This window comes from Flagellimonas sediminis (assembly GCF_010500845.1).
GTDB lineage: Bacteria > Bacteroidota > Bacteroidia > Flavobacteriales > Flavobacteriaceae > Flagellimonas > Flagellimonas sediminis.
In genome coordinates this window covers 1-22,508 of the sequence record NZ_JAAAMI010000015.1, presented here as the reverse complement: position 1 = coordinate 22,508, position 22,508 = coordinate 1, and the positions used below count along the sequence as shown (strand labels likewise).

Below are 22,508 nucleotides of genomic sequence, written 5' to 3'. Positions count from 1 at the left end.
TTTATTTAGGATTGAACAAATGGTTGAGCATGGTGTTGGTACTGACTTCCTTGAACATTTGGTTGGTAGTCTTGCGGTCCAGCCCCCCTAGGTACCGGTTCCACTTGCCTGTCTTGATATAGGTCAGATGTTCGAGGATTTCAGGTGGTACGTGATCGGCACCCGTGTAAAGGCATGTCCTGTATCCCTGTTGCCGGGCATGTTTCAAACGTTCCACCAAGGTTCTTGAATGCCATTCACCACCCATAAAGAGCACACAACTTGCAAGACCGGTATATTGGTCCAATCGTTTTTGGAAATATTCGGATGTCAGCCTGGTGCCGCTTCCTTCCTTCCATAAAAAAGGGGAGTGGCATCCCTCACAGTGCAAGGGGCAACCCGAGATGGAAAAGCAAAGACTGATCTCACCAGGTACTTCTTGGAGGACGACCTGAAAATCATAAAAGAACATAAACAGGGTGTTTGGTTTTGATCCTCCATAAAATTAAACTAAGGGGATTTTGAATAGGGGAAGGAGGGCAAAAGTTATAAAATGACTTATTAACAATAAAATGACCTTTTTATCATATATTGATGTTTGAAAGTTGGGTGACAATGAAATTAGGGATAAGACATTCAACATACTATGAGGAAAAAGGCCTTACACTATCCAAACGTCAATAAGAAACTTCGAAAATACCTAAGTCAGGTTACCTATCTGGAAGATTAAATGATATGGAACAAAACGACCAAGGTATTGAAGACGACGCTCATAATCAAAAGATTGAATGTCGTCAAGGGTCTTAATTGGGCCAGTACTGCACCGTTGAACGCCATGCAGAGGATGGTTACAAAGAACAGTAAAGTCATTTGTATGGCCGTGTCCAGTGTCCCCATCAATAATACCATGGCAGCCGCGGAACCTAGACAGCTTTGGCCAATGATCGCAATGGTGGCATAGCCCATCTGGCCCTTTTTGAACTCAGTGAACCATTGATGATGGATTCTAGTGAAGACATTTGTGTGTTGTTCAGTTCCAGAAGGGGTCATCGGTATTGTCTTTGAATTTTTCATGGGTATGGTGTTTTTCCAAAAGGTGCAATTGGGAAGTGGTGGCCACATGTTGGATATGGTTGAACAATTGGCGTTCCTCAAATCGGATATGCTGTTCCAACGTTTCCTCGATCTGTACCAACGTTTTGATATCTGGCAGGGCTATAGTGAACAGCCGGGTCAATCTTCGATGGTCCGTTAATGCTTTTTTGATCCACGGGTGGTCATTTCCGATAATGGGAAAGATGTAAAGCTCCTCCATTTCGAAATGCGGTACCAAATAGGTTTTGTAAAACCAATCCGAATAGGTTTTGATCCGTTCAGGGGCCACTTTTTTGGATAGTCCCATCCGGATTTTCCAACACAGGAGCAGGCCGTGATGGTGTTCACGGCTTACCTGCTGAAGGGCCTTGTGTCTTTTGATGTGAGCGTGGTCCAAGGCAATTTTAGTTTTGGGACAATTTTTTTTCCAGGGCTTCCGCTTTTGGAAAGAGAATATTGTTCTCCAAATGGATATGGCGGTGCAGATCTCCCTCAAACTCTTGAAGTAGGGAGTAGGTGACCCTATAGGTGTTACAGGCATCATCGGGCGGGGTGTAATCACCGCTCAATTTGGCGATTTTTCGAAAGCGTTCCCCTTCGTTGTCGTGCTCTTCCATCATCATTCGTATGGGGTTTTTGACGGTGTCGAAATGGGGGCGGTCCAATTCTTCACCTTGGGTTTGCCCCTGCACCATTTTGCGGATGTGTGGGAACAGGATCAACTCCTCTTTTTTCATGTGCATGGCCAGTTCCCCGGCCGAGGCAGTAAAGTGTTCGAAGATGCCATATAGCTCGGGATGATTGCTCCCGTGGACTTGGCATAGTTTGTTGAGGTATTGCTTTAGGATGGGTATACGTTCCTCCACATAGCGGTGGTGTTTCTTTTCGATATAGTCGATCAATAGGTCCAACGGCCATGTATTGAAATCGGGCAGGTCGCTTTGACTTTCTTTCCGGGCTTCCCCCAATTCCTGCAACAGAACTTCGAAATCCAGGTTTTTGTGTGCTGCAACCTCTTGCAAGGTCCGGTTGCCCTTACAGCAAAAGTCAATCTTGTGGTTCTTGAATACTTGGGCAGTTCGGTAGTCCTCGGCCACCAATTGGCCCACTGTTTTTTCCATCGTAGGGTTCATAATAACGGATTTACTGGTATACTTATTAATCGGACAAAATTGTCCTTTATTTGATCAAATTTTTTTAGCGTTTCAAATAGGTCAATCCCACCTCGAGTCCGGTTGCCAGTTCATATAGACTGGTGCTTTCCAACATATGCCTAAGGTCCGTCCGGATATCCACGAACTTATCGTGCAGGGGACAGGGTTTACCCGCATCGCACTCCTTGAGACCAAGCCCGCAACCCACGTATATTTGGTCTCCGTCAATGGCCTTGACGACCATGTTCAATTTCACGGCTTCCATATCGGTACGTTCAATTTCAAAACCTCCTGTGGGCCCTTTTACGGAATGGATGACATTGTTTCTGGACAGCTGTTGCAAAATCTTGGCGGTGAAGGCAATGGGAGAGTCGATTTCCTCGGCAATCTCATTGACACTGACACGTCTGCCTTCCAAGGATTGCAGGGCAATATAGACCGCTGCCCGAATTCCATATTCACAAGCTTTTGAAAACATCATGGGAATCTATTTCAGTACAAAGATACGTTTAAAACCAATTCGGACAAATTTATCCTTTATTATTTTTTTGATCCATGGAACGATGGTTGCCAAATATTACTGGTTAATGGTTGTGGTTTGATGCATGGTGTAAAAATTCAGGAGGGCAACCGGTTTTTAAGAAGCATCCAGAGCAATGACAAAGGAATCAATAGACTGCCCACGGCCAACGTTTCGGTATGGCCATCCCAAAGGGGCCATTGTAGCCATCCTGCCATACCTCTGTAAAAAATCAGGATTTCCATGGTCAGGAACCCTAAAAAGTACCATTGAAACGGTCTTCTTGAAACCTGGAACAGCTTGAAATAATCCATCAAGAAGAAGAGTCCTATACTGATCACGCCCAAAAAGGTCAGATGCAGGTATCCAATGATAAGGTCAATATGACGAGTGGCCATTTGTACAAAATAGGGGAGTGTGGTCAGAAGTTGCAACAGCAGTTTTATGCAAAACAGGACCACAACCAATTTGAGGAGCATCACCTGCCACTTGGTGAGGAGCAGTCTGGCAGCCTCCCCTTTGAACTGTACCCACAAAACCCCAAAGGCACCCAATTGGGCCAAGGTCCCAATACCTGCAAGGACATAGACCGTTGGGGATGGATCCGTCCAAAGTGTGGAGAGGAAAAAAGTAAGGACGATTCCAATGTTCATGCTCCAAAAAAAGCGGGAGAACCTTTTTTTGGGGAACGCCATGCCCTGTTGTTCCAAGGCAAAAAGAACCAACCCTATCAAGGCCAAGACCATCCACCCGTTGTACTGAAAATGAAGGTAAAAGTAAATGGCGATGCGATACCAAATGGATTGGGAGCCCAGGAGGGTCATGATCATGCCCAGGGCCCAAGGCCCCAAACTGGAGATGACCATATACCAAAGGGCCGCCTTCATACATTGCAGTGCCCTACTATCCTTATGTTTGGGGTCGATATTTTTTAGGAAATGATGGAAAAAGATATAGGACATGATCAAAAACAACGTGGAAAAAATGATCGAGAACAAGGCATAGCCTTGGAACGGGAAGGTCAGCATCATGCCGATCAATGTTCCCTGCGTTGCCCAAAAAATCCAGTTGTATCTCTTATGGGCCGTTGTATCGTTTTTCACAAAACAATAATGAAGGATGGTGGTCAGTGCAACATACACCCATCCCAATAGGGCAATGTGCGAGTGGGCATGTACCACAAACCGATAATTAAAAGTGAAGGAGGACAAGGGATAAAAGCGTAACAGGACACCGAGGAGGGCGGCAATGGTAAAATAGAGCATGGCCAACAAGGCATGTCGTCGGTATTTTCTTTTACTCGCTTGGATGTTGTTCAAATGGCCCACACCTTTCCTAAAAATCCTTTCGTTTTGCCTTGTATCCCAGTCCTAACACGGGCAAGACCGTCCAGCACAGCAGTATGGCCATGGAAACCAGGAACCCAAGATCGGTCCCGAAAAACTTTTTAAAGATGGCCCCTGTATAGCCTAATAGAGCAGAAATGTCCAATTTGAGAAGTATCAATATCCTGGAGAGATCAATGGGATTGAGCATGGTGGCCACCAAGGAAAAAGTATCCAAGGGATACTCCTCAAAAACAATAAGTGACATTAAAAAGAGCCCGTCATAGACTACTGCCAGAAAGAGCCATAACAGTACGGCATACCCAAATCCTTTGATCTTGTTTTCGTTGGATATGGCAATGACAAAGGACAACCCCACAAAGATGAAGGTCAGAAAGGACCCGGTAACCAGCAGGAGTGAAAAGTCAAAGATGGCATCACTGCGCAAAAGCCCATAGAGTAGAAAAGGGATGCCGAGTCCAAGAACCAGACTCATGGTCAGGGAACCGGCCACACCCAAATACTGGCCCATAAAAATAGAGGTGCGATTGATCGGCTGTGCCAAGAGCAGTTCGGTAAACTCCCGGGAATTGTAATAGTACATCACTCCGAAAATGGTCCCTATCAAAGGAATCAATACAATGATCACGTTCATTAGGGTGATTACGGCCTTGGAGACATCGTTGTTCAGGAACAACAATACAAATCCCAGAATCAAGTAAAATAAAAAATAGACATAGCTCCAGCGGCTACGAATAAGGTCGTAAAAACTATATTTCAGTATTTTCAGCATGGTTTTCAGAAGTGGTTAGGGTTGCAATGGCATGTTCAAAACTGGACTGCCCTGTCTGTTTCTTAAGTTCGGGGATGGTTCCCTTAAAATAAATGTCACCTTCCAACAGGTATACGATCTGGTCGGCCATTTCTTCCACAAATTGCATGATATGGGATGTGATGAGGATGGTCTTTCCATTGGATTTTTCCTTCAAGATCAACTCCTTCAAACGAATCAGGGCCATGGGGTCCAGCCCCGTTGTCGGTTCATCAAGAATGAGCAAGGGGCTGTCGAACATAAAGGTCAGTACAATGTTCACCTTTTGTTTGGTGCCCCCGGAGAGGGTGGACAGTTTTTTATCCAGAAAGGGTCCAAGGCCAAAGAGGTCTATCAATTCCTTTTCAGCACTGGGACTGTTCCGCAGGTCCTTAATCATATGGATAAGCTCCTTCACTTTGATGTTCGGTGGAAAGTTGGCAATCTGTGGGAGATAATCGATCTGCTTGCGGTACTTCCATTGTTTTTTGATAGGCTTGTCCAATACGGTGATATGACCTTTGTCGGGAAGCACCATACCCAGGATACTCTTGATCAAGGTGGTCTTTCCCGAACCGTTAGGGCCCAAAATGGCATATATCCGGCCCTTGTCAATGGTCAGGTCGACACCTTTCAATACCTGGTTCTTGCCAAATTGTTTATGAAGGTCTTTTATGTCAATGGTCATGATCGTATTTTCATTAAAGGTTGGGCATCTTTTAAATTGTCCGGGGTGAACACCGGGGAGACCCTTTCGGAGAAATCAATGATATCCATGAAAAGGCTCCGCAACAGGACAATGGTCTCCGGAGTTCGGTTCACTACATACGAAAAGAGCTTGACCGGACGGTAGGGCACATCCCCGATACCATCCTTGTCCAGATCATATCCGGTATAGCCACTCCAAAAGTTGCCCTCGAACACATTGTCGTTCAATTTGCTGTTATAAGAAATATCGAAGGAGTTGTACAAGAAATTATTGCCCCTGAAACTATTGGTATAGCAGGCCCCTATCACCCTAATGGCCCAACCATTGCCTATAAAATCGTTGTTGGTATACCGGATTCGGTTAGATCCCTCAATATTGATACCGATGGTGTTTTCCTCAAAGGTATTTCCAATGATCTCGGCATCATTGATTTCCTTCAACAGCATGCCGTAGGCAGCCGTTCCCCAGTTTTTTCGAAAAGTGTTGTCTTTCATGGTTATGAACTTGGAGAACATGACCGCAACACCGGCACCATTGTTTTCAAAAGTGTTTTGGGTATAGATATCGTTGTTGGAAAACATGAAATGAAGCCCGTATCTGAGATTGTCCATACTAGTGTTGCCCGTAATCGTAATCCGATCGGAAAACTCCAGATAAATGCCGTCCCGCGTTCCTTGAACATGATTTTTGGACACCTCGATGTCCGAGGAATACCACAATTGGATACCGTTCCCCGAATTATATTCGTCCACTGCCTCACCAATGATTCGGTTGTGGTAGACTTTGCCGTGGGAGGATTTTTCCAAATAGATGCCGAAGAACAATTGCTCCAAAACCATGTTCTGGATTCGGAAATCCTTGCTCCGGATCACCCGTATGGCCGCATTGTCCTTGGTATAGCTGACCCCCACATTGATGATGAAAAGCCCGTCGAGCGTCACCCCGTCCGATTGGATCTGGAAGATTTCCCCCTTTTTTTCGCCATCCACAATCGGATAATCCGTACCCTTGATGACCAAAGGCTTGTCCACCACAATCTCATATTCCCGATAGGTTCCCTTTTGCACCAACAGGGTGTCATGGGCCTTTGCCAGTTGGATGGTCTGCTTGATGGAACTGTATTCACAGGTAGTACAAATCTTCCAGGTCTTGGCCCAAATTCCTTGACCTAACAAGGAAAAGATAAGGCAAAGGATGTATGTGTGATAAGGAGTCTTCAATTTGATACTGTTGTTTGGTTAGCCCAAAGGCGACCTTCTGGCTTATGAAGCTATGCTTTCTTTATCGGATAATCAAAAATTTGGCATCAGAAAGGGCCCTTACCCAATGTTCAACTTCCTTGGAAAAACCAAAGTGTTGCTGTGGCAATAAAGTGACGCTTTGATTTTCGATGTGGAAATCAATGGAACCCTCCAAAACGACCAAATGGGCATCTTTAGGGGAAGTGTGCTTAGGAAAGATGGCATCCTTGGCCAAACTGATGCTCAAGATTTCCATAGATTCAGTTTTGGCCAGTTTTTCAATCTGTAGTCCGTCAAAGGGTTGTTGGGCAATGGTATTGTCTATATCTATTTTATACATAGTTGTGTAATTGTTTCACTATTGATATTGTTGCTTTAATTCGTTCCAGGAAAGCAATTCACCTCCATTGGCATCCAGTGCATGTTGGGCAGCTCTTTCTTCGGCAAAGGCACTGAGATAGGCGCCCATGGGGCTCGGAATGTTCTCGCTGATCAAATAGGTGGCACCGGTGGCATCGATCAGATCCCCTGGCCGGTCAAAATCATTGGCCAAGTACAAGGAGATGGTGGATGTGTCCGTTTCCTTCAATTGGTTCATCATGCACTCCACGGCATCAAAATTGAAGACCTTACCCTTGGTGGTGACCAACTGTGCGGCATGTTGCTTGTCCACAATGGTCATACTACAGTAGTGGCAGGCCACATGGCCATAATCAATGGGTTTGGGAGCTACAGTGCATGATATCGAAAGCACCAATGTCAATAGCAATGGCAAAAGTTGTTTTTTCATGTTTTAATTTTTTTGCTTTTCCATCCAAAGTATCCGGCAGCCAAGGTCAACATCATGCCCAGGAACATCAGCCATGCACCTGTAGCGGGCAAAGAGGTAACATCAAAGTTCAACATCTTCACATGGCCCAGTAGTGGGGGTTTGTAGGTCATTGGGGTTCCATCAGGATTGGTCAATTTCATAATGGCATTGGGGTCCAAATTGGTGCCGTAGTCCACCAACCATTCATTGAAATCATACATCCCAAGTATGCCCATCAAGGACATCAGAGCGAACCATCCCAGGAACCATTTGTAGCTTAGTTTACCAAGAAAACCCAAAATTCCGATCAGTACCCCGAGCCCAACCATGATTCCGATTATTATTGGAAAGGTGCCAAATTCCCACATATCCTCTACTTTGGGAAGTGTGTGCATGCCGATGTAATGGTTCAATCCGTCAATGTTTTGAATATCAAATTCGTTAACGCCCTGTAGCCCATTGATATGGATGTTCAAGCCCAATGGGTCGGGATATTGTGGGGCACCCAACATGATATTCCAGAGTGGGAAGACATACAATCCCAATAAGAAGAGCGGGCCAATGATCATTAATATACTAGCCTTTTTCATTTTTTTTTTGATTTAAGGGTTACAAACTGAGTTCGGTTTTTTGGTAGACGGTTGTTTTTCAATTTGTAAAAAAAGCGGGCAGGTCATGGACACAGCCCGCTTTATTCCATGGTAAGTCAATCCGAATCACTCACCGAGGGACCATTTCAGTTCCACGTTGGAATTGGCAGGGGAGACCCTGACATAGCCTTGCATCTCTTGGTGCAAAGCAGAACAGAAATCTGTACAATAGAAGGGCCATACCCCAACTTGCTTGGGTTCCCAAACGGATGTTTTGGTCTGTCCTGGCATGATCAACAGCTCGGAGGTGTTTTGGCCCAGGATGGAAAATCCATGGGGCACATCAAAGTCCTGTTCGTGGTTGGTGATATGGAAATAGACCTTGTCGCCTACCTTGATACCTTCGATGTTGTCCGGTGTGAAGTGGCTACGTATGGTAGACATATAAACATGTACCTCGTTGCCATCCCGGACCACTTTGGACCCATCCGCTGTAGTGACTGCATAGGGGTGCCTATTTTCGTCCAAACGGTAGATTTTTTGTGACCTTGGGGCCAAAAGCTCCGCTGGACATCCTGCTGCATAATGGGGTTCCCCATGGGTAGGGAAATCATAGATCAATTCCATTTTATCCCCGGAAATATCATAGATCTGCGCGGAATGCTCCATCTCCGGACCAGTGGGCAAATAACGGTCCTTGGTGATCTTGTTCATGGCCACAACGTACTTGCCAAATGGCTTTCTGGAATTACCCCCGGGAATCATCAAGTGTCCCACAGAGTAATAGGTGGGTTTTCTGTCGATAACCTCCCAGGTTCCCAACTGCCATTTCACGACTTCCGAAGAGATGAAGAATGTGGTGTAGGCATTGCCCTTACCATCGAATTCGGTGTGCAGTGGGCCAAGACCTCCACTTTTAACCTGTCCGGCCAAGACATCCTCAAACTTCAAAATTGGAATGCCATAGGCTTCCCCATCGAATTTCTCCCCTTCAATGGCAGCGATCATTTTATCAAAAGAATGTACGGTCAAATCAGCAGATAGCTTACCATTGCCTATGATATACTGTCCGGTCGGGTCTACGTCGCAGCCATGGGGGGATTTTGGTGTCGGTAGGAAAAATACGGCACCGGGAACCTTGGTGGGGTCCACGGTAAGTACTTCATCCTTCATGGTCGTTGTCCCGGTATGGGAATGCTCATCATACACGTTGTGTGCATAGTTGGCCGGCATTTTGGTGCCTCCACCGTTGTTCACATATTCTTCGATCTTTTTCCAATTGATGGCCGCGATGAAATCCTTGTCGTTTTGGGAAGCATTCACTTCCAAAAGGGTATTGGCCTCTTCAGTATTATAGGTGGTAAAGAAAAACCAGCCATGGGACTTGCCCCTTCCTGGGTGGGAAAGGTCATAGTTGAAGCCCGGCATCAACAATTGGAACTTGATGGCCATGTGGCCATGTTCGGGATCTACACTGATAAATGTAAGGGCACCTTTAAAGTTTCCTTTGTATTCACTGATGGACATGTCCCGTTGGGGCACGGGTACGGCAAAACGGGTACCTGCCACCACATATTCGGTGTTTTCCGTAATGAATGAGGAACTGTGGTTCCCTGCACTGTTGGGAACCTCGATGATCTCCGCAGTCTCAAAGGTGCTTAGGTCCACCCTAGCGATACGGGGGGTATTATTCCCGTTCACAAAAATCCATCTTCCATCCAATTCTCCGTTGGTCTGGGAAATATCAGGGTGGTGCAGGTCATCCCAGGGCACAAATCCATGGGAGGTGTTCAACATGGGGATTGTCTCTTCGGAATAGCCGTATCCCGATGTAGGGAACTGCGAGAATACAGGGATTTCCTTGAACATCCGCCCGGATGGCAATCCGTAAACGGTAAGGTTACCACTATATCCCCCAGAAAGGAAGGCGTAAAATTCATCCTGTTCCCCAGGAGCTACATAGACTTTTTCGGCGGCACTGGACGACAGGGCCCCGTTCGAACTTTGGTTCTGCTGTCCACAGGAAGCCAGCATAAAGGCCGCTCCCAAGGTCAGTATCAAATGGTGTTTTACTTTCATTGTGTTAGGATTTATTCGTTTTATTGGTGTTTATCAGTTATTGGGCAGGAGGGAGGATGACCTTGTCCACGACATGGACAATCCCGTTTCCAGCAGGTACACTGGCGATGATCTTGGCCCCTCCGACAAAGACATCGTCACCTTTTACTTCCACGGGGACATCTTGGTTGTTGGCCTGCCCCAGTTTTTTGAATTTCTTCAAAAAGTCCTTGGAATAGTTGCCGGGAGTTACATGGTATTTAAGAATGTTGGCCAAAGCCTCTTTGTTCTCTGGTTTTAAAAGATCTTCCACGGTGCCTGCCGGCAATGCATCGAAGGCTTCATTGGTTGGGGCAAATACCATCAAAGGTCCTGCGTTGACCAGGGCATTCTCCAGTTGGGCAGCTTGGACCGCTGCCACCAGTGTACTATGGTCAGGGGAACCAATGGCAATCTGAAGTACGTTGGGAGTGGATTCGTCATCTTCGATAAAGGCCTGTCCTTTGTTGCTCTCCATTATGGCTTCGGATGCATTTGTGTCAGGGCCGGTTGTTTCGTTCTGGGCCCTATCCTTACAACCGACGTGAATCGCAAGCAATAAGGTCAGCCCGAGGGTACTGAGTTTAATGGTTGATTTCATATGGTTTAATTTAATGTCCTGAAGTATTCAAGTATGGCGCGAGCCTGCTCTTCGGTCAACCCTTGGTTGGACATGGGCGATCCGTTGAACTCTTGGAGCAAGTCTTTGGCCAGGGGATCCTGTTGTACCATTTCCTGGGGGTTCAAAATCATGTTCATGATCCATTCCGGCGTCCTTCGTTCCAATACCCCATTGGGTGGAGGGCCTATAAATTTTTTACCCACTCTATGGCAGGCCAAGCACATTTGGTCATAAATGGCTTTGCCGTTGTCTGCCATGGCCTGATCGATCTCTGGGGCCAAGGTCACGGATTTGATGGGACCGACGCCTTTGGTGGACATGTCTACACGTTCGGAAGCTTTGGTCTCCGTGGCAGGGCTTGTTTCAATAGGTTGTTCCGTTGTGGCCTTTTTCCGTTGGACACTAAAGCCATCCTCTTTCTTCTCCTCTTGTTTTCCTCCGCAACCGATCATGATCAGCACGAAGAGCAATGTTATTCCTTTGATTATCGTCTTCATATGTTAAATGGTTAAATAATTTGTGTCAAATGTAACCAGGGTTACTTACCCATAACATGATATAAATCATAAAAAGGATAAAAATGTCTTTTAATCTTTGTTAGCATATTGAACCTATGTTATCCAATTCATCCAAATATGCCATAAAAGGAGTCCTGTACTTAGCCCTGAACTCCGGTGAAGACCAAAAGATTTTGGTCAGGGATATGTATGAATCCATCCATGTGTCGGAGACCTACTTGGCCAAATTGTTGCAGGAGCTCTCCAGGCATGGAGTCATTTCTTCAACCCGTGGTCCCAAAGGAGGGTTCTACCTAAACGAAGAAGACCGGAAAAGAACGCTAATGGATATCGTAAAGGTCATCGATGGTGAGAAACGGGTGAAATCCTGTGTCATGGGGCTTAAGGATTGTGATATGGACCATCCCTGCGTACTCCATAAATTGGTGGGTGCCAACAAGGCGAAATTTATCAAAGTTTTGGAAAGAACGACCATTTTGGACTTGATAGACGGAAAACAGGACATCGAAGAGTTTTTTCCTATTTGACCCGCCCCCAATCTTTTTATAGTCGGTTCCCAGAAACCTCTTAAACCCCGAACCTATATTCATAAAAATGGCCATCCGATCACGGATGGCCATTTCCAACAAACGAATAACCTAAGATGCCATGGAATTAAAATTCCAGTTCAAAAAATAGGCTACTTTCTTCATTTTCCTCTGTAATGTCCTCACCTTTCAATACATCCCCGTTGTCATTGAGAAGTTTTAGATTGATTTTCCAGTAACCGGTCATGGTCAGGGAAAGTTTTCCAATGTAACTGCCCGATTCGGGATCAAAGATCAAATCCTCATTGTTAGGGGAACTGTGGTTGCCCATACTGGGCATTCGAGGATCTATGGTGATCGTGTGATCCGCAACCGGGGGAAAATTCATCATGGTCTCCATTTTGAAGAGTACAGCCGAAAAGTCGTTCACGGCGACTTCCGGGGCAAAGGGCATCATGGTCAATATGTATCGGACATTATCCGTTCCGGTGAACACGTTGACCGTTTTCTTTCCGTTCACAGGGGCATTGACTACAATTTGATCAGTGACATTATAGGTGGTGCCCCCGATACGATATTCCAGGTTCAGTTCCCAATATTCATCAGTATTGCTGGCCATCTGGAAGACTATATAACCCTTATAGACCGTAGCATCCCCTGTTGCTGTAATCTCAGATCTAGGGCAGGAATGGGTCTTGTCGGTCATATGCATGATGGGATTCCATGCGATGGTCGCATCGGGAATGTAGCTTTCGGTGGCAAGGTCCTTGATACGGACATAGACCTCGTTATAGCCTAAGAAATAACCGTCCTGATCCGAATAGAGCTCCAAGACATGCCCATTGGCCTCAAAACTGGAGGTAAGGTTGAAGGCTTCAAGCGGATTGTCCGAAACGGGCATGGGATCATCCGTACTATCGGAACAGGATACCATCCCCATGGACAAGAATAGAAGTGCAAATATGGATTTTATAGTTTTCATTGTTATGTATTTTTAATTGGATTGATAAAAAGTTTTAAGATCAATTGATGGCATAGGAAAGGGTCATGAAAAAGTTCCTTCCCATCCGAGGAATGTTGTTCCAGTCGGCATAGGTGGAATAATAGGTATCGAAGATGTTCTCGATTCCCATCTTGGCATACAGCCTGTCCTGGCCCATCGAAAAGGATTTTCCCATGGACAGGGAGAGCAGGGTGTAGGCAGGGGTTCGGTCCTCACCAAAATCCGGACTAAAGTTGTTTTGCTCCAATGCTCCCGAAAGGCTAAGGGAACCGGAAAAACTTCCATCACCATAGGTGAATCGGACACGATAGTCCACGGGACTTATAAAAGGCAGGTTACGGCCATTTTGGTCCGTGCCCCGGTGGTAGGAGATGGATCCGTTCCAATCAAGTTCCGAAGTGATCTTGTATGCCATGTCCAAGGAAACATTGTAAAGGTTGGCATATTCAAGGTTGGTATATACCTTGACCCCGTCGGCACCAATGGTCATTACATCCAGAACAGGATCGATCTCCCCTATGATGTAATCCATGGTATGGAAATAATTGCCTTCCACACCGATTTCAAGGTTTTTTAACGGCAACGCCAACTTGAAATGGGACTCCAAGGCCTTTTCATTCTTAAGGTCCGGGTTTCCAATATAGTCGTGGTTGTCAAAACTGTTGAACAGATAAAAGCCAAAACCTTCCGAGACCGATGGAGATCGGTCCCCATAGGCAAGCCCGCCACTGAAGTGCACCCCCTTGAACGCCTTGTGATAATGTGCGGAAATGCTCTTCATCACCCGGGTCTGCCGTTGGGTCATATCCGGATAGAAGATCCGAAGGCTGTTCAAACCGAACCTATCGGCCACATTATAGGCTTGGACAGCCACTCGTGTTGAAAACTTCAATGATGCTTCCTTTAGGGTAATCTTGTCCTCCAGATAGATGCCCGAATTCAAGGTCCGCACATCGGGCCAGGTCAACATGAACATTTCTTGCTCGTTGGGGTCATTGGGATGCATGGTCATCTCCGCGAGGGAACGGTTGTAATAGCCGTCAAGTTTACCCATAAGCACATGATTGTCCACGGACAATTCCGTCTGGGTGTAAAATCCATAGGTATCGCTCCAGCCGGGCATGTCCATCCGAATGGGCACATCGGGCCGTTGGCTATCGTCCATGACATGCGTAATGGTATTCGCATAGACCTTGGTCTCCCAGTTTTTGAAGCTTCCCACAAATTTTGATTGTATCCAGCTCACGGAGCCTATATATGCCCTGGCGAGGGATACATCCATGGGAAGCGCAGGATACCCAACATCCCGTGCCTCGTCAAAAATAAAACTGGCCAACAGCTTTTGGTCTTCGGCAACTTTGTACCCCGCGTTAGCGGACAGGTTGTATTTTTCAAATTGGGAAAATGCAATTTCTTCACCACTACCTGCGGTATAATTATCCGCTTTGCGGTAAATGATGTCAGTATCCACATAGAAGCGCGCATCCGAAAAATTGAGTTCCCCTCCCACAATCTGGGATGCATTGTTGGTCTCATAGCCCGTTTCCACGGAACCGGTCCATCCCAAGGACTTAAAGTTGCTCTTTTCCAAACGCATGTCCAAGGCTCCTCCAATGGTATTGCCATGTTGGGCACCCTGTTGTCCACTTTTGACTTGGACTTCAGAAAGATTCGATACATCCACATAAGAGGTAATGGGATCCATTTTATCAGTGCAGGCCCCAAAGATCCGCATACCATCAATGGTGATGGACAAACGCTCGGAGGTCATGTCATTGAGCATGGGGTCCCATGCATAGGCCCCTCTTTTGATCATGGATACTTTCTTGGAGGATTCCAAATACTGGTCCAAAGTGGACAGGGGCTTGGGCTGTGATTTGTGCGATATACCCCTTTTAAAGACAGAAATGACAATCACTTCCTCAAGATTTATGGGGATAATCGAGTCCATGGTCGGAACCGGTACAGGTTCTTGGGCCTGTAGTTTTTGGTGCAGCAGAACAACAATGCATAGAACCAGGGTCCATACAACATACATCGAACTGCGCAAACCGGTCCCGGATGAATTTTTGTTTTTCATTGTTAAAACGGTTTTGAACGATTTCAAAAAGGAATAGGGGTACTTTTCCGAATTCCTAGGACTATGGAATAGGTTGGGAAAGTACGTCAAAGGGTATCAGGTCAATTCTGGGGGATGGGTAATGTCTGCCGTTAAGAGTAGAACAATCATTCCTTGATAATAAAATGTACTGTTCTTGGTAGCTATAGTTGTTTGGCGTCCAAGATCTATTTGTGACATGGACTCAAAGTAGACGACATGTTGTACTTCCGCCTTGGACCTTTGTTCCCCAAAGGGGTTTTTGTCTTGATCGTTCTGCTCCTGCTCCAATAGTTTGGCGAGGTAGCATTTGCCGTTGCATTGAAGTTGCGGTTTGTCCTTGTTCTCGCATAGTACGTTCGCGATGTAATCGTAATTGTTCACATATTCCATAATCGGCCAAAGGGGCTTGACCAACATGGTGAGTGCGACCAAAAGAATTACCATGCGCTTCATGTGAACAAAAATAAAGGTAGGAAATGGAGAGGTCCATGACAATTGTCATAAATAGGATAAAAATATCTTTTTTTCGGATTTTATTGTATGCTACCTTCTGCAATATCCCAAAATCATTTCGGTCACCAATTGATAGGGACAGGGATGGGCTTCCCCAATCTTGCCGTACCTTTGTTACAGTATGGTGTTTGGGCATTCATGAAGTCTTTACTTAAAGAGCTGATCCAATGCGAGGTGTCCATAGCCATTTTCAACAGAAACGATCGTATCCATCTATGACAAATACGGAACAAAAATTAAAGGAACGTGTCAAGGAACTGACCTGTTTGTACGAAGTAACCTCCATTATCGTTAATTCCAATTATGACCAGTTGGAAGCCTCCTTGGAGGCCATCGCTTATTGTTTGAAACGGGGATGGCAATATAGTGATGTGGCGGAAGCATATCTATCCGTTGGGGAATATCAGGTGGGCACCGAAAATTTCCACAAGGATATGGTAGCATTGACTGCCGAGGTTAAATTGTTCAATAATTCGGAAGGTTATATTACAGTAGGCTATCCCCGCCCAAAGTTTTCAGACAACGATTTTTTGGAGGAGGAGCGTACCTTGCTCAACAATATCAGTCTTGCGGTTGGGAGTTTAATGGAACGAAAACAGATCCGGGATGCTGAGGAAGAGACAAAAAGACAAATGGAGCGTGCCGATAGGTTCCACATTATGGGAGAAATCACTGCTGGGATAGCCCATGAACTCAATACACCATTGGCCAACATTTTGGGCTTTGCCGAATTGTTGATGGAAAGTACCGATGATCAACAGGCCAAAAGGGACCTTCAAAAGATCAGGGACAATGCCATATTCAGTCGCGAAATTGTCAAAAAACTCATGTTCTTCACCTGTGAGATGCCCCAGGAAATGGAGCTCATCGAGTTGAACGGTATCGTGGACAACGTCCTACGCCTATTGGGCCCCTCCCTGAAGGACAAGAAGTTGAAAGTGGTCAAATCCGATACCCGTGGTCCGGTCCTTATTCAGGCCAATTCGGTCCAATTGACACAGGTATTTTTCAACTTGATCATGAACGCGGCCTATTATTCCCCAGAAAAGGGTACCATCACGATTGATATGGATGATTCGGAGAGGGAAACCGTGATTCAAATCGCAGATCAGGGGCAAGGGATAGCCCCAAGCCAAGCCGATCGTGTTTTTGAACCGTTTTATACCACCAAACCCCTTGGAGAAGGTACAGGGCTAGGCCTTAGCGTTGTCCATGGGATTGTCCGAAGCTACAAGGGAAACATAATCCATAGACCCAATAGACCCAAAGGAACTATATTTGTCCTAACATTTCCAAAAGTATAGGCATGGCGCTTCATAGGGAGAATATTTTGGTGGTTGATGACGATACAGGAATATTGGAGCTATTGTCCAGGCAGTTGAAAGGTCTCGAGTACCATGCCTACAAGGCTATTTCCGTTAAGGAGGCCTTGTTCATTCTAAAGGACGGTGCCATCGATCTTTTGATCACCGATATCCAGATGCCCGAAGTGGATGGTCTACAATTGCTGAAGTACGCCAATGAACATTATCCAAAGATGCCGAAACTGGTGCTCACGGGCTATCCCTCGGTGGACGGAGCCCTTGAGGTCCTTAGATCCGGTGCCGTGGATTATCTGACCAAACCCTTTACCATGGAGGAACTCAAGTCGGCTGTGGAGAAGGCATTGGCCCATAGACCAAAAGTAAATGAACCGGTCGTGAAGACGCCCCAGGTCGACAAATCGGTTCCCGTCTTTCGGGAAATGGTCGGGGATTCCAAGGCTTTTCACCAAATCAACAATATCATTGACAGGGTCAAGAACAATCGGGCAACCGTACTCATTCGTGGAGAAAGCGGTACGGGGAAGGAGTTAGTGGCCAGGGCAATCCATTATTCCGGGGCTTTTGCCAAAGGTCCGTTTGTGGCCGTCAATTGTGGGGCCATTCCGGAGAACCTCCAAGAGGCAGAGCTGTTCGGGTATGTCAAAGGAGCCTTTACAGGGGCCAATGAGAACCGAAATGGTTTTTTTCAAGCGGCATCAGGGGGAACGTTGTTTCTGGACGAAATAGGATCGGCTTGCCTCGCGGTCCAGACCAAACTGCTTAGGGCCCTGCAGGAAAAGGAAATTACCAAGGTAGGTTCACGAAGAACTGAAAAAGTGGAGATACGGATCGTGGCGGCAACCAATGTCGACCTGGTGGAAGCCATAGCTAACAAACAGTTCCGGGAAGACCTCTATTACCGGCTGACCGTTGTGGAGATCAATGTTCCCCCGCTTAGGGAACGTAAGTCGGACATCCCTCTTTTGGTAGATCGTTTTCTTCACAAATATGGTGTGGAATACAAGGACCGTCTTTTGCGCATAAGCCCTGAAGCCCTGAAAATCCTGGAACGCTATGGGTGGCCAGGAAATATTAGGGAACTGGAAAACGTTGTGCAACGTGCGGTCATCATGTCCGATGGCCAAATCGATGTAAAGGACCTACCGACCAACCTCAAATTTCAGATTGATTTTCCCGAAACACCCTTTCTTCCACTCCGGGAGATGGAAAGGCAATACATAAAAAGAGTATTGGACCATACCCAGGGAAACAAGAGCAAGGCTGCAGAAATTTTGCAAATCGATCGTAAAACCCTCCGTGACAAGCTGGATTGAGTTGGTGCAATATTCCCCAACTGGGGAAATATTCCCCATTTCTTTGATTTCTTCCATATTTAAATAAAATATTAAATAGCTGTTTTTCAGAAACTTGAATGGTTTCAAGTTGTTTATGTCATTCTTGGGCATAGACTTTGCTCCTTGTATGCCAAAAGATGCCCATCGTGAAATGGAAGTTATCCTGAAGGCACGGAAAAGGTTAAACGGTAATCAAGTACGCTTATGAAATATGGAAACCTCATTTTTGAAAAGAACGAGTTTTTGATGACCAGAAAGTTCTTGAAAGGGAACCCATTGTTGGAAGACTATGCCCATCAGTATGTGTTGGAAACATTGGAAAAAAATCTGGACAATGCCATAGTGATGGACAAAGGTCAGGTGCCTTCCGACGTTATCGGGCTGTATTCTATGGTTACCATTGTTGATTATTCGGGTCAACGCCGTTCTTTCCGTCTGGTGCCCCCCAATGAGATCGATGCCAAAGAAGACCACATTTCGGTCATCAGTGGATTGGGAGCCTCCCTGATCGGATTTTCCAAAGGCGATAGGATTTCCCACGGCCTGCCGGGCAACCAAAGATCCTTGCTCATTGAAAATGTGGTACAGGGCCCCGGAAGGATGCGTCTTTCCATTTCGGATGCGGATTTGAGGAATATGGTGGTGGACCCTCGAAAAAACAAAGAACCCAAAATTGATATGATATGATCAAATATGTAATTGTCCTTTTGTTCAGTACGGGCCTGTTGAGTGCCCAAGATACTTCAATTCCGGCCCGTTTGGAGGTCAATGTGGGCGACGTCCTTGAAATAGGCAAGCCCGAATCGGCCCAATACCGGTACATTGATTTTCCCAGGGCCAATTTTATCATCAAGAAAGGAGGCATTGCCGATTTCAAACGCTTGATCGGTGAGAGGGTAACCGTAGTGTCGATCAAGGAACGCAGGGACGGCCGTACCAAGATAAAGATCAAACGCGCCGATGGTAGACGATTTTTTGGCAGCCATGCCCAGATAGGGGCCGAATTTGAACATGCCATGGAATCCGGTGAACTGTTGGCCGTAAAATGAATTGAAGACCGGTTAGTTGATTGATGTGGTCCACCCGGAATCCCAAAGTTAGTTTAGCTCAGGTAGTGTCGGAGACCGGGTGGATTTTCAGTATTGGACAGCACAAATTTTGAACGAATAAAACCTTTATAGCCATGATTGCAAAACTTTCAGTCAAACAACGGATACAGGTTGGTCTGATCTTGAGTGTCGCCTTTGGACTGGTCCTTGGGTCCAACCTCATGGATCGGCGACATTTTTCGACCATTGAACAATCCGTAAAATCCATTTATGTGGACCGTATCGTGGTACAGGACTATATCTATCAGTTGCAGAACCATGTCCATAAAATGGCATTGGATCTTATCGGGGAACAGCAGCAATTTGATACCTACCATCCCCAAGGACGTATCGACGGCCTCTTGGGGGATTTTGCGCAAACCCAATTGACTCGGGAGGAGGCCCGGCTGCTGGGGGAACTGCGACAGCAGTTTTCTGCCCTGGACCTAAAGGATAGGGAACCCGCCCTGGCCCAATTGCAAAGAATAGGGCAAACCTTGGATGGGCTGGAGCAGATCCAGTTGGACCAAGGGAACAGACTGACCGAGCTATCTGAAAAAACCTTGGGTGTGAACCGGATGTTGTCCAATTTGGAAGTGGTGTTCCTGGTAATCATTGCCATTTGCATCATGCTCTTGATCTTTTATCCTGTCAAGATATTCCAACCCATCCATTGGAACTGACCATTGAAAACCTAGGAGAGATAAAATAAAACATATACCACATGAAAGAGATCATCCGCAGTTTGTGCACAACGTGTCTGTACCTTGACGATTGCTCGTTGAACACGGACAAAACCAAGACCCTGGTTTGCAATGAATATGTCCATCGATTGGACGATTCCAGGGAACCGGCCATTATGGTCACCGATGAAATGTAAATCAACAAACAATGGACCGAAGGTCCGTTTAATTTTCAACAATGACAACAACGATAACATCTGAAAAAAAACAGCCCAAACAGGGCATGTTGGACAATGTCATGCGCCAATTCAACAATGCGGCCGACATCATCGAACTGAACAAGAACATTCGCAAGATCCTAGAGGTGACCAATAGCGAGTTCATCGTGCATTTTCCGGTCCGTATGGACAATGGTGAGGTGGAAATCTTTACCGGGTATCGGGTACAGCACAACAACGCTTTGGGTCCCTATAAAGGAGGGCTTCGCTATCATCCAACCGTGGATATCGATGCCGCAAGGGCATTGGCCATGTGGATGACCTGGAAAACATCGTTGGCCGGATTGCCCTATGGCGGGGCCAAGGGGGGCATCCAATTGGATCCGACCAAATATTCCCAGGACGAACTCCAACGTATCACCAGAAGGTTCACCTATGCCCTGGGGGACAATATCGGACCCGAGTTGGATATTCCCGCTCCCGATGTGAACACCAATGCGCAGACCATGGCCTGGATACTGGATACCTATATGTCCACAAAATCCCCCAACGAACGTTCCAAAAACCTCCATGTGGTCACTGGTAAGCCCATTGGGGCCGGAGGTTCCGAGGGAAGGGACAGGGCCACGGGCTATGGGGTCTATTTGACCATCAAGTTTTGGGCGGAATCCAAAAACACGGACTTGAAGGGCAAAAAATTCATTGTACAGGGATTCGGTAATGTGGGGTATTGGGCCGCCTATTTTTTGGAAAGGGAAGGTGCAGTGCTCACGGCGGTACAGGATGCCTATGGCAGTATCCATAACGATCAGGGCATTTCCACAGAGAACCTTATGGCCTATACCAAGGCAAACAAGGGGAGCATCCTTGGATTTGCAGGGGCCAGTCCCATGGACAACGGAGATTTTTTCTCATTGGACTGTGACATTTGCATTCCAGCGGCCTTGGGCAACCAGATCACGGTCAAGAACGCCCATACCATCAAGGCAGGACTCATTGCGGAAGGTGCCAACGGACCGACCGATGTACAGGCCGAAGAGATTCTATTACAGCGGGGCGTGGACATCATTCCCGATATTTTGTGCAACTCCGGCGGGGTGATTGGTAGCTATTTTGAGTGGTTGCAGAACCGTAATGGTGAAATTTGGACCTTGGAGGAAGTATTGGACAAATTGGAGAAAAAGATGAGGGAATCCTACTTTAAGGTGGCCCAAAAGGCAAAATCCAAAAAGGTCGATATGCGGACCGCCGCCTTTATCATTGCCATTGAACGGCTGGAGGAAACCTATGTCCAAAGAGGCATATTCCCTTAATGGTTATGCCCCCACAAGGATCTGCGAAGAGGTAATGGACTAATATTATACATGTTAAGATGAAATACGGCAATTTAGTTATAGAAAAAAAGGAGTATGTGTTGCTCAAGCGGTTGATGAACCTAACCGGGTATTACAAGGACAACACCTTACGTAGCTCTGTCAAGAAATTGGTCGGGGAGATGGAAACCGCCCAAATCTTGGATGACGGCGAAATGCCGAAAGATGTCATCCGGTTCAATACCATGGTCACCATCGTATCCGAGGCTGGATGGCACAAAAAATTCAAATTGGTACTGCCGAGCAACAGCGATGTCAAGAACAACCATATTTCCATCCTCACCCCTATGGGGGCAGCGGTGATCGGTTATGCGGAAGGGGATTCGCTGGTTTGGGAATTCCCTTCGGGAAACCAACAGTTACAGATAGAAAAAGTAGAACAGGAAAACCAATCCATCAACCTAGATATGGTATTATGAGCACCATGAACCGACCTTATTTTCATGAATCGCTGAGCCAGATCATCGTTAAGAAAGACAGGGCCGAGATCAGCAATTGGACCGAAAGCATGGAATTGATCAACGAGGAACTGCAAAGTCTGATCCTGTTGGAAAAGCAGGTGCTTGGCAGTCCCCAATGGAACCAGCAGCTTGTAGCGGTACAACGTGAGAACCAATTCCGTCTCGGTGCACTGTATCGCTACGAACGGACCATGACCAAAGCAATCAAATGCGATACCACCGAATGTGATGCATATTATTTGAACACCCATGAAAAGAACCGAGACGGTTACATGGATCATGTTTGCAAAAAACGGGCATAGTATACCACCTTCGGCGGGTCAAAGTGAGCCACCCGCGGCGGACCAAAGTGAGCATAGTGGGGCGGATGAACGTGAGCCACTAAAAAGATCGATTCTATTTGAGTGTTG

28 protein-coding genes are annotated in these 22,508 nt (G+C 46.3%); 10 read left to right on the top strand and 18 right to left on the bottom strand.

Going from position 1 to position 22,508, the window contains the following annotated elements:
- Nucleotide 1 precedes the first annotated feature (1 nt).
- The 15 genes from nrdG to GTK07_RS18345 form a co-directional block, all read right to left on the bottom strand.
- The gene (nrdG, locus tag GTK07_RS18415; protein ID WP_127025131.1) at nt 2–451 is read right to left on the bottom strand and encodes an anaerobic ribonucleoside-triphosphate reductase activating protein; all 450 of its coding nucleotides are present in this window, start codon (nt 449–451) and stop codon (nt 2–4) included.
- A 254-nt stretch (nt 452–705) separates the two neighbouring features.
- The gene (locus GTK07_RS18410; protein ID WP_235932924.1) at nt 706–1,053 is read right to left on the bottom strand and encodes a hypothetical protein; all 348 of its coding nucleotides are present in this window, start codon (nt 1,051–1,053) and stop codon (nt 706–708) included.
- Nucleotides 1,010–1,471, bottom strand: coding sequence for a hemerythrin domain-containing protein (locus tag GTK07_RS18405; protein WP_163636564.1), 462 nt, complete (start codon nt 1,469–1,471; stop codon nt 1,010–1,012). Before GTK07_RS18405 ends, GTK07_RS18410 begins: the two co-directional genes overlap by 44 nt.
- A gap of 7 nt (nt 1,472–1,478) precedes the next feature.
- Entirely contained in the window at nt 1,479–2,207 is a 729-nt protein-coding gene (gene ric, locus GTK07_RS18400) for an iron-sulfur cluster repair di-iron protein (RefSeq protein ID WP_163636563.1), read from the bottom strand.
- A 64-nt stretch (nt 2,208–2,271) separates the two neighbouring features.
- Complete coding sequence (locus GTK07_RS18395) at nt 2,272–2,706, bottom strand: RrF2 family transcriptional regulator (protein WP_163636580.1); 435 nt, start codon at nt 2,704–2,706, stop codon at nt 2,272–2,274.
- 140 nt (nt 2,707–2,846) lie between these two features.
- Entirely contained in the window at nt 2,847–4,067 is a 1,221-nt protein-coding gene (locus GTK07_RS18390) for a hypothetical protein (RefSeq protein ID WP_235932923.1), read from the bottom strand.
- A 16-nt stretch (nt 4,068–4,083) separates the two neighbouring features.
- Nucleotides 4,084–4,866 carry an ABC transporter permease gene (locus GTK07_RS18385; RefSeq protein WP_163636562.1) on the bottom strand — a complete coding sequence of 261 codons (783 nt, stop codon included), beginning with the start codon at nt 4,864–4,866 and terminating at the stop codon, nt 4,084–4,086.
- Nucleotides 4,844–5,572: an ABC transporter ATP-binding protein gene (locus GTK07_RS18380; protein ID WP_163636561.1), complete on the bottom strand. Its 729-nt coding sequence runs from the start codon at nt 5,570–5,572 to the stop codon at nt 4,844–4,846. Before GTK07_RS18380 ends, GTK07_RS18385 begins: the two co-directional genes overlap by 23 nt.
- Nucleotides 5,569–6,753 carry a nitrous oxide reductase family maturation protein NosD gene (locus GTK07_RS18375; RefSeq protein WP_163636578.1) on the bottom strand — a complete coding sequence of 395 codons (1,185 nt, stop codon included), beginning with the start codon at nt 6,751–6,753 and terminating at the stop codon, nt 5,569–5,571. The genes GTK07_RS18380 and GTK07_RS18375 overlap by 4 nt, the downstream gene beginning before the upstream one ends.
- Nucleotides 6,754–6,874: 121 nt before the next feature.
- Nucleotides 6,875–7,174 (bottom strand): cupin domain-containing protein, encoded by a 300-nt coding sequence (locus GTK07_RS18370; protein WP_163636560.1) that lies wholly within the window; start codon nt 7,172–7,174, stop codon nt 6,875–6,877.
- 18 nt (nt 7,175–7,192) lie between these two features.
- Nucleotides 7,193–7,624 (bottom strand): nitrous oxide reductase accessory protein NosL, encoded by a 432-nt coding sequence (locus GTK07_RS18365; protein WP_163636559.1) that lies wholly within the window; start codon nt 7,622–7,624, stop codon nt 7,193–7,195.
- A complete protein-coding gene (locus GTK07_RS18360) occupies nt 7,621–8,235 on the bottom strand; it encodes an LPXTG cell wall anchor domain-containing protein (protein ID WP_163636558.1) in 615 nt (204 codons plus the stop codon). Before GTK07_RS18360 ends, GTK07_RS18365 begins: the two co-directional genes overlap by 4 nt.
- A gap of 126 nt (nt 8,236–8,361) precedes the next feature.
- Entirely contained in the window at nt 8,362–10,269 is a 1,908-nt protein-coding gene (gene nosZ, locus GTK07_RS18355) for a Sec-dependent nitrous-oxide reductase (protein WP_417939687.1), read from the bottom strand.
- Between the two features lie 82 nt (nt 10,270–10,351).
- Nucleotides 10,352–10,933 carry a fasciclin domain-containing protein gene (locus GTK07_RS18350; protein ID WP_163636556.1) on the bottom strand — a complete coding sequence of 194 codons (582 nt, stop codon included), beginning with the start codon at nt 10,931–10,933 and terminating at the stop codon, nt 10,352–10,354.
- 5 nt (nt 10,934–10,938) lie between these two features.
- Complete coding sequence (locus GTK07_RS18345; RefSeq protein ID WP_127021347.1) at nt 10,939–11,451, bottom strand: c-type cytochrome; 513 nt, start codon at nt 11,449–11,451, stop codon at nt 10,939–10,941.
- A 116-nt stretch (nt 11,452–11,567) separates the two neighbouring features.
- Between GTK07_RS18345 and GTK07_RS18340 the strand changes: the two genes are divergently transcribed.
- The gene (locus GTK07_RS18340) at nt 11,568–11,999 is read left to right on the top strand and encodes an RrF2 family transcriptional regulator (protein WP_127021345.1); all 432 of its coding nucleotides are present in this window, start codon (nt 11,568–11,570) and stop codon (nt 11,997–11,999) included.
- 127 nt (nt 12,000–12,126) lie between these two features.
- Here the strand turns inward: GTK07_RS18340 and GTK07_RS18335 are convergent, their stop codons facing one another.
- From GTK07_RS18335 to GTK07_RS18325, 3 genes are all read right to left on the bottom strand, one after another.
- Nucleotides 12,127–12,981, bottom strand: coding sequence for a hypothetical protein (locus tag GTK07_RS18335; protein ID WP_127021342.1), 855 nt, complete (start codon nt 12,979–12,981; stop codon nt 12,127–12,129).
- Nucleotides 12,982–13,021: 40 nt separating this feature from the next.
- A complete protein-coding gene (locus GTK07_RS18330; RefSeq protein WP_127021340.1) occupies nt 13,022–15,082 on the bottom strand; it encodes a TonB-dependent receptor plug domain-containing protein in 2,061 nt (686 codons plus the stop codon).
- Nucleotides 15,083–15,178: 96 nt separating this feature from the next.
- Complete coding sequence (locus GTK07_RS18325; RefSeq protein ID WP_127021338.1) at nt 15,179–15,556, bottom strand: hypothetical protein; 378 nt, start codon at nt 15,554–15,556, stop codon at nt 15,179–15,181.
- Between the two features lie 275 nt (nt 15,557–15,831).
- On the opposite strand from GTK07_RS18325, the gene GTK07_RS18320 reads away from it, so the two are divergent.
- The 9 genes from GTK07_RS18320 (at nt 15,832) to GTK07_RS18280 (ending at nt 22,400) form a co-directional block, all read left to right on the top strand.
- Nucleotides 15,832–16,920: a sensor histidine kinase gene (locus GTK07_RS18320; protein WP_127021336.1), complete on the top strand. Its 1,089-nt coding sequence runs from the start codon at nt 15,832–15,834 to the stop codon at nt 16,918–16,920.
- Nucleotides 16,921–16,922: 2 nt separating this feature from the next.
- Nucleotides 16,923–18,254, top strand: a complete 1,332-nt coding sequence (locus GTK07_RS18315; RefSeq protein WP_127021334.1) for a sigma-54-dependent transcriptional regulator — start codon at nt 16,923–16,925, stop codon at nt 18,252–18,254.
- Nucleotides 18,255–18,479: 225 nt separating this feature from the next.
- Nucleotides 18,480–18,962, top strand: a complete 483-nt coding sequence (locus GTK07_RS18310; RefSeq protein WP_163636555.1) for a GreA/GreB family elongation factor — start codon at nt 18,480–18,482, stop codon at nt 18,960–18,962.
- Nucleotides 18,959–19,324, top strand: a complete 366-nt coding sequence (locus tag GTK07_RS18305) for a hypothetical protein (RefSeq protein WP_127021330.1) — start codon at nt 18,959–18,961, stop codon at nt 19,322–19,324. The genes GTK07_RS18310 and GTK07_RS18305 overlap by 4 nt, the downstream gene beginning before the upstream one ends.
- 134 nt (nt 19,325–19,458) lie before the next feature.
- Nucleotides 19,459–20,046, top strand: a complete 588-nt coding sequence (locus tag GTK07_RS18300; protein WP_163636554.1) for a hypothetical protein — start codon at nt 19,459–19,461, stop codon at nt 20,044–20,046.
- 41 nt (nt 20,047–20,087) lie between these two features.
- The gene (locus tag GTK07_RS18295) at nt 20,088–20,243 is read left to right on the top strand and encodes a hypothetical protein (protein WP_163636553.1); all 156 of its coding nucleotides are present in this window, start codon (nt 20,088–20,090) and stop codon (nt 20,241–20,243) included.
- A 41-nt stretch (nt 20,244–20,284) separates the two neighbouring features.
- Nucleotides 20,285–21,577, top strand: a complete 1,293-nt coding sequence (locus tag GTK07_RS18290) for a Glu/Leu/Phe/Val family dehydrogenase (RefSeq protein WP_127021325.1) — start codon at nt 20,285–20,287, stop codon at nt 21,575–21,577.
- A 59-nt stretch (nt 21,578–21,636) separates the two neighbouring features.
- Complete coding sequence (locus GTK07_RS18285; RefSeq protein ID WP_127021323.1) at nt 21,637–22,056, top strand: GreA/GreB family elongation factor; 420 nt, start codon at nt 21,637–21,639, stop codon at nt 22,054–22,056.
- Nucleotides 22,053–22,400 (top strand): hypothetical protein, encoded by a 348-nt coding sequence (locus tag GTK07_RS18280; RefSeq protein WP_163636552.1) that lies wholly within the window; start codon nt 22,053–22,055, stop codon nt 22,398–22,400. The genes GTK07_RS18285 and GTK07_RS18280 overlap by 4 nt, the downstream gene beginning before the upstream one ends.
- Nucleotides 22,401–22,508: the final 108 nt, after the last annotated feature.

Coding starts and splice junctions, on each gene's coding strand:
- GTK07_RS18280 (WP_163636552.1), top strand. CDS start 22,053: ATGAGCACCATGAACCGACCTTATTTTCATGAATCGCTGAGCCAGATC.
- GTK07_RS18330 (WP_127021340.1), bottom strand. CDS start 15,082: ATGAAAAACAAAAATTCATCCGGGACCGGTTTGCGCAGTTCGATGTAT.
- GTK07_RS18365 (WP_163636559.1), bottom strand. CDS start 7,624: ATGAAAAAACAACTTTTGCCATTGCTATTGACATTGGTGCTTTCGATA.
- GTK07_RS18360 (WP_163636558.1), bottom strand. CDS start 8,235: ATGAAAAAGGCTAGTATATTAATGATCATTGGCCCGCTCTTCTTATTG.
- GTK07_RS18290 (WP_127021325.1), top strand. CDS start 20,285: ATGACAACAACGATAACATCTGAAAAAAAACAGCCCAAACAGGGCATG.
- GTK07_RS18305 (WP_127021330.1), top strand. CDS start 18,959: ATGATCAAATATGTAATTGTCCTTTTGTTCAGTACGGGCCTGTTGAGT.
- GTK07_RS18410 (WP_235932924.1), bottom strand. CDS start 1,053: ATGAAAAATTCAAAGACAATACCGATGACCCCTTCTGGAACTGAACAA.
- GTK07_RS18395 (WP_163636580.1), bottom strand. CDS start 2,706: ATGTTTTCAAAAGCTTGTGAATATGGAATTCGGGCAGCGGTCTATATT.
- GTK07_RS18345 (WP_127021347.1), bottom strand. CDS start 11,451: ATGAAGACGATAATCAAAGGAATAACATTGCTCTTCGTGCTGATCATG.
- nrdG (WP_127025131.1), bottom strand. CDS start 451: ATGTTCTTTTATGATTTTCAGGTCGTCCTCCAAGAAGTACCTGGTGAG.
- GTK07_RS18320 (WP_127021336.1), top strand. CDS start 15,832: ATGACAAATACGGAACAAAAATTAAAGGAACGTGTCAAGGAACTGACC.
- GTK07_RS18300 (WP_163636554.1), top strand. CDS start 19,459: ATGATTGCAAAACTTTCAGTCAAACAACGGATACAGGTTGGTCTGATC.
- GTK07_RS18335 (WP_127021342.1), bottom strand. CDS start 12,981: ATGAAAACTATAAAATCCATATTTGCACTTCTATTCTTGTCCATGGGG.
- GTK07_RS18340 (WP_127021345.1), top strand. CDS start 11,568: ATGTTATCCAATTCATCCAAATATGCCATAAAAGGAGTCCTGTACTTA.
- GTK07_RS18370 (WP_163636560.1), bottom strand. CDS start 7,174: ATGTATAAAATAGATATAGACAATACCATTGCCCAACAACCCTTTGAC.
- GTK07_RS18315 (WP_127021334.1), top strand. CDS start 16,923: ATGGCGCTTCATAGGGAGAATATTTTGGTGGTTGATGACGATACAGGA.
- GTK07_RS18385 (WP_163636562.1), bottom strand. CDS start 4,866: ATGCTGAAAATACTGAAATATAGTTTTTACGACCTTATTCGTAGCCGC.
- GTK07_RS18325 (WP_127021338.1), bottom strand. CDS start 15,556: ATGAAGCGCATGGTAATTCTTTTGGTCGCACTCACCATGTTGGTCAAG.
- nosZ (WP_417939687.1), bottom strand. CDS start 10,269: ATGCTGGCTTCCTGTGGACAGCAGAACCAAAGTTCGAACGGGGCCCTG.
- GTK07_RS18350 (WP_163636556.1), bottom strand. CDS start 10,933: ATGAAATCAACCATTAAACTCAGTACCCTCGGGCTGACCTTATTGCTT.
- ric (WP_163636563.1), bottom strand. CDS start 2,207: ATGAACCCTACGATGGAAAAAACAGTGGGCCAATTGGTGGCCGAGGAC.
- GTK07_RS18380 (WP_163636561.1), bottom strand. CDS start 5,572: ATGACCATTGACATAAAAGACCTTCATAAACAATTTGGCAAGAACCAG.
- GTK07_RS18295 (WP_163636553.1), top strand. CDS start 20,088: ATGAAAGAGATCATCCGCAGTTTGTGCACAACGTGTCTGTACCTTGAC.
- GTK07_RS18310 (WP_163636555.1), top strand. CDS start 18,480: ATGAAATATGGAAACCTCATTTTTGAAAAGAACGAGTTTTTGATGACC.
- GTK07_RS18285 (WP_127021323.1), top strand. CDS start 21,637: ATGAAATACGGCAATTTAGTTATAGAAAAAAAGGAGTATGTGTTGCTC.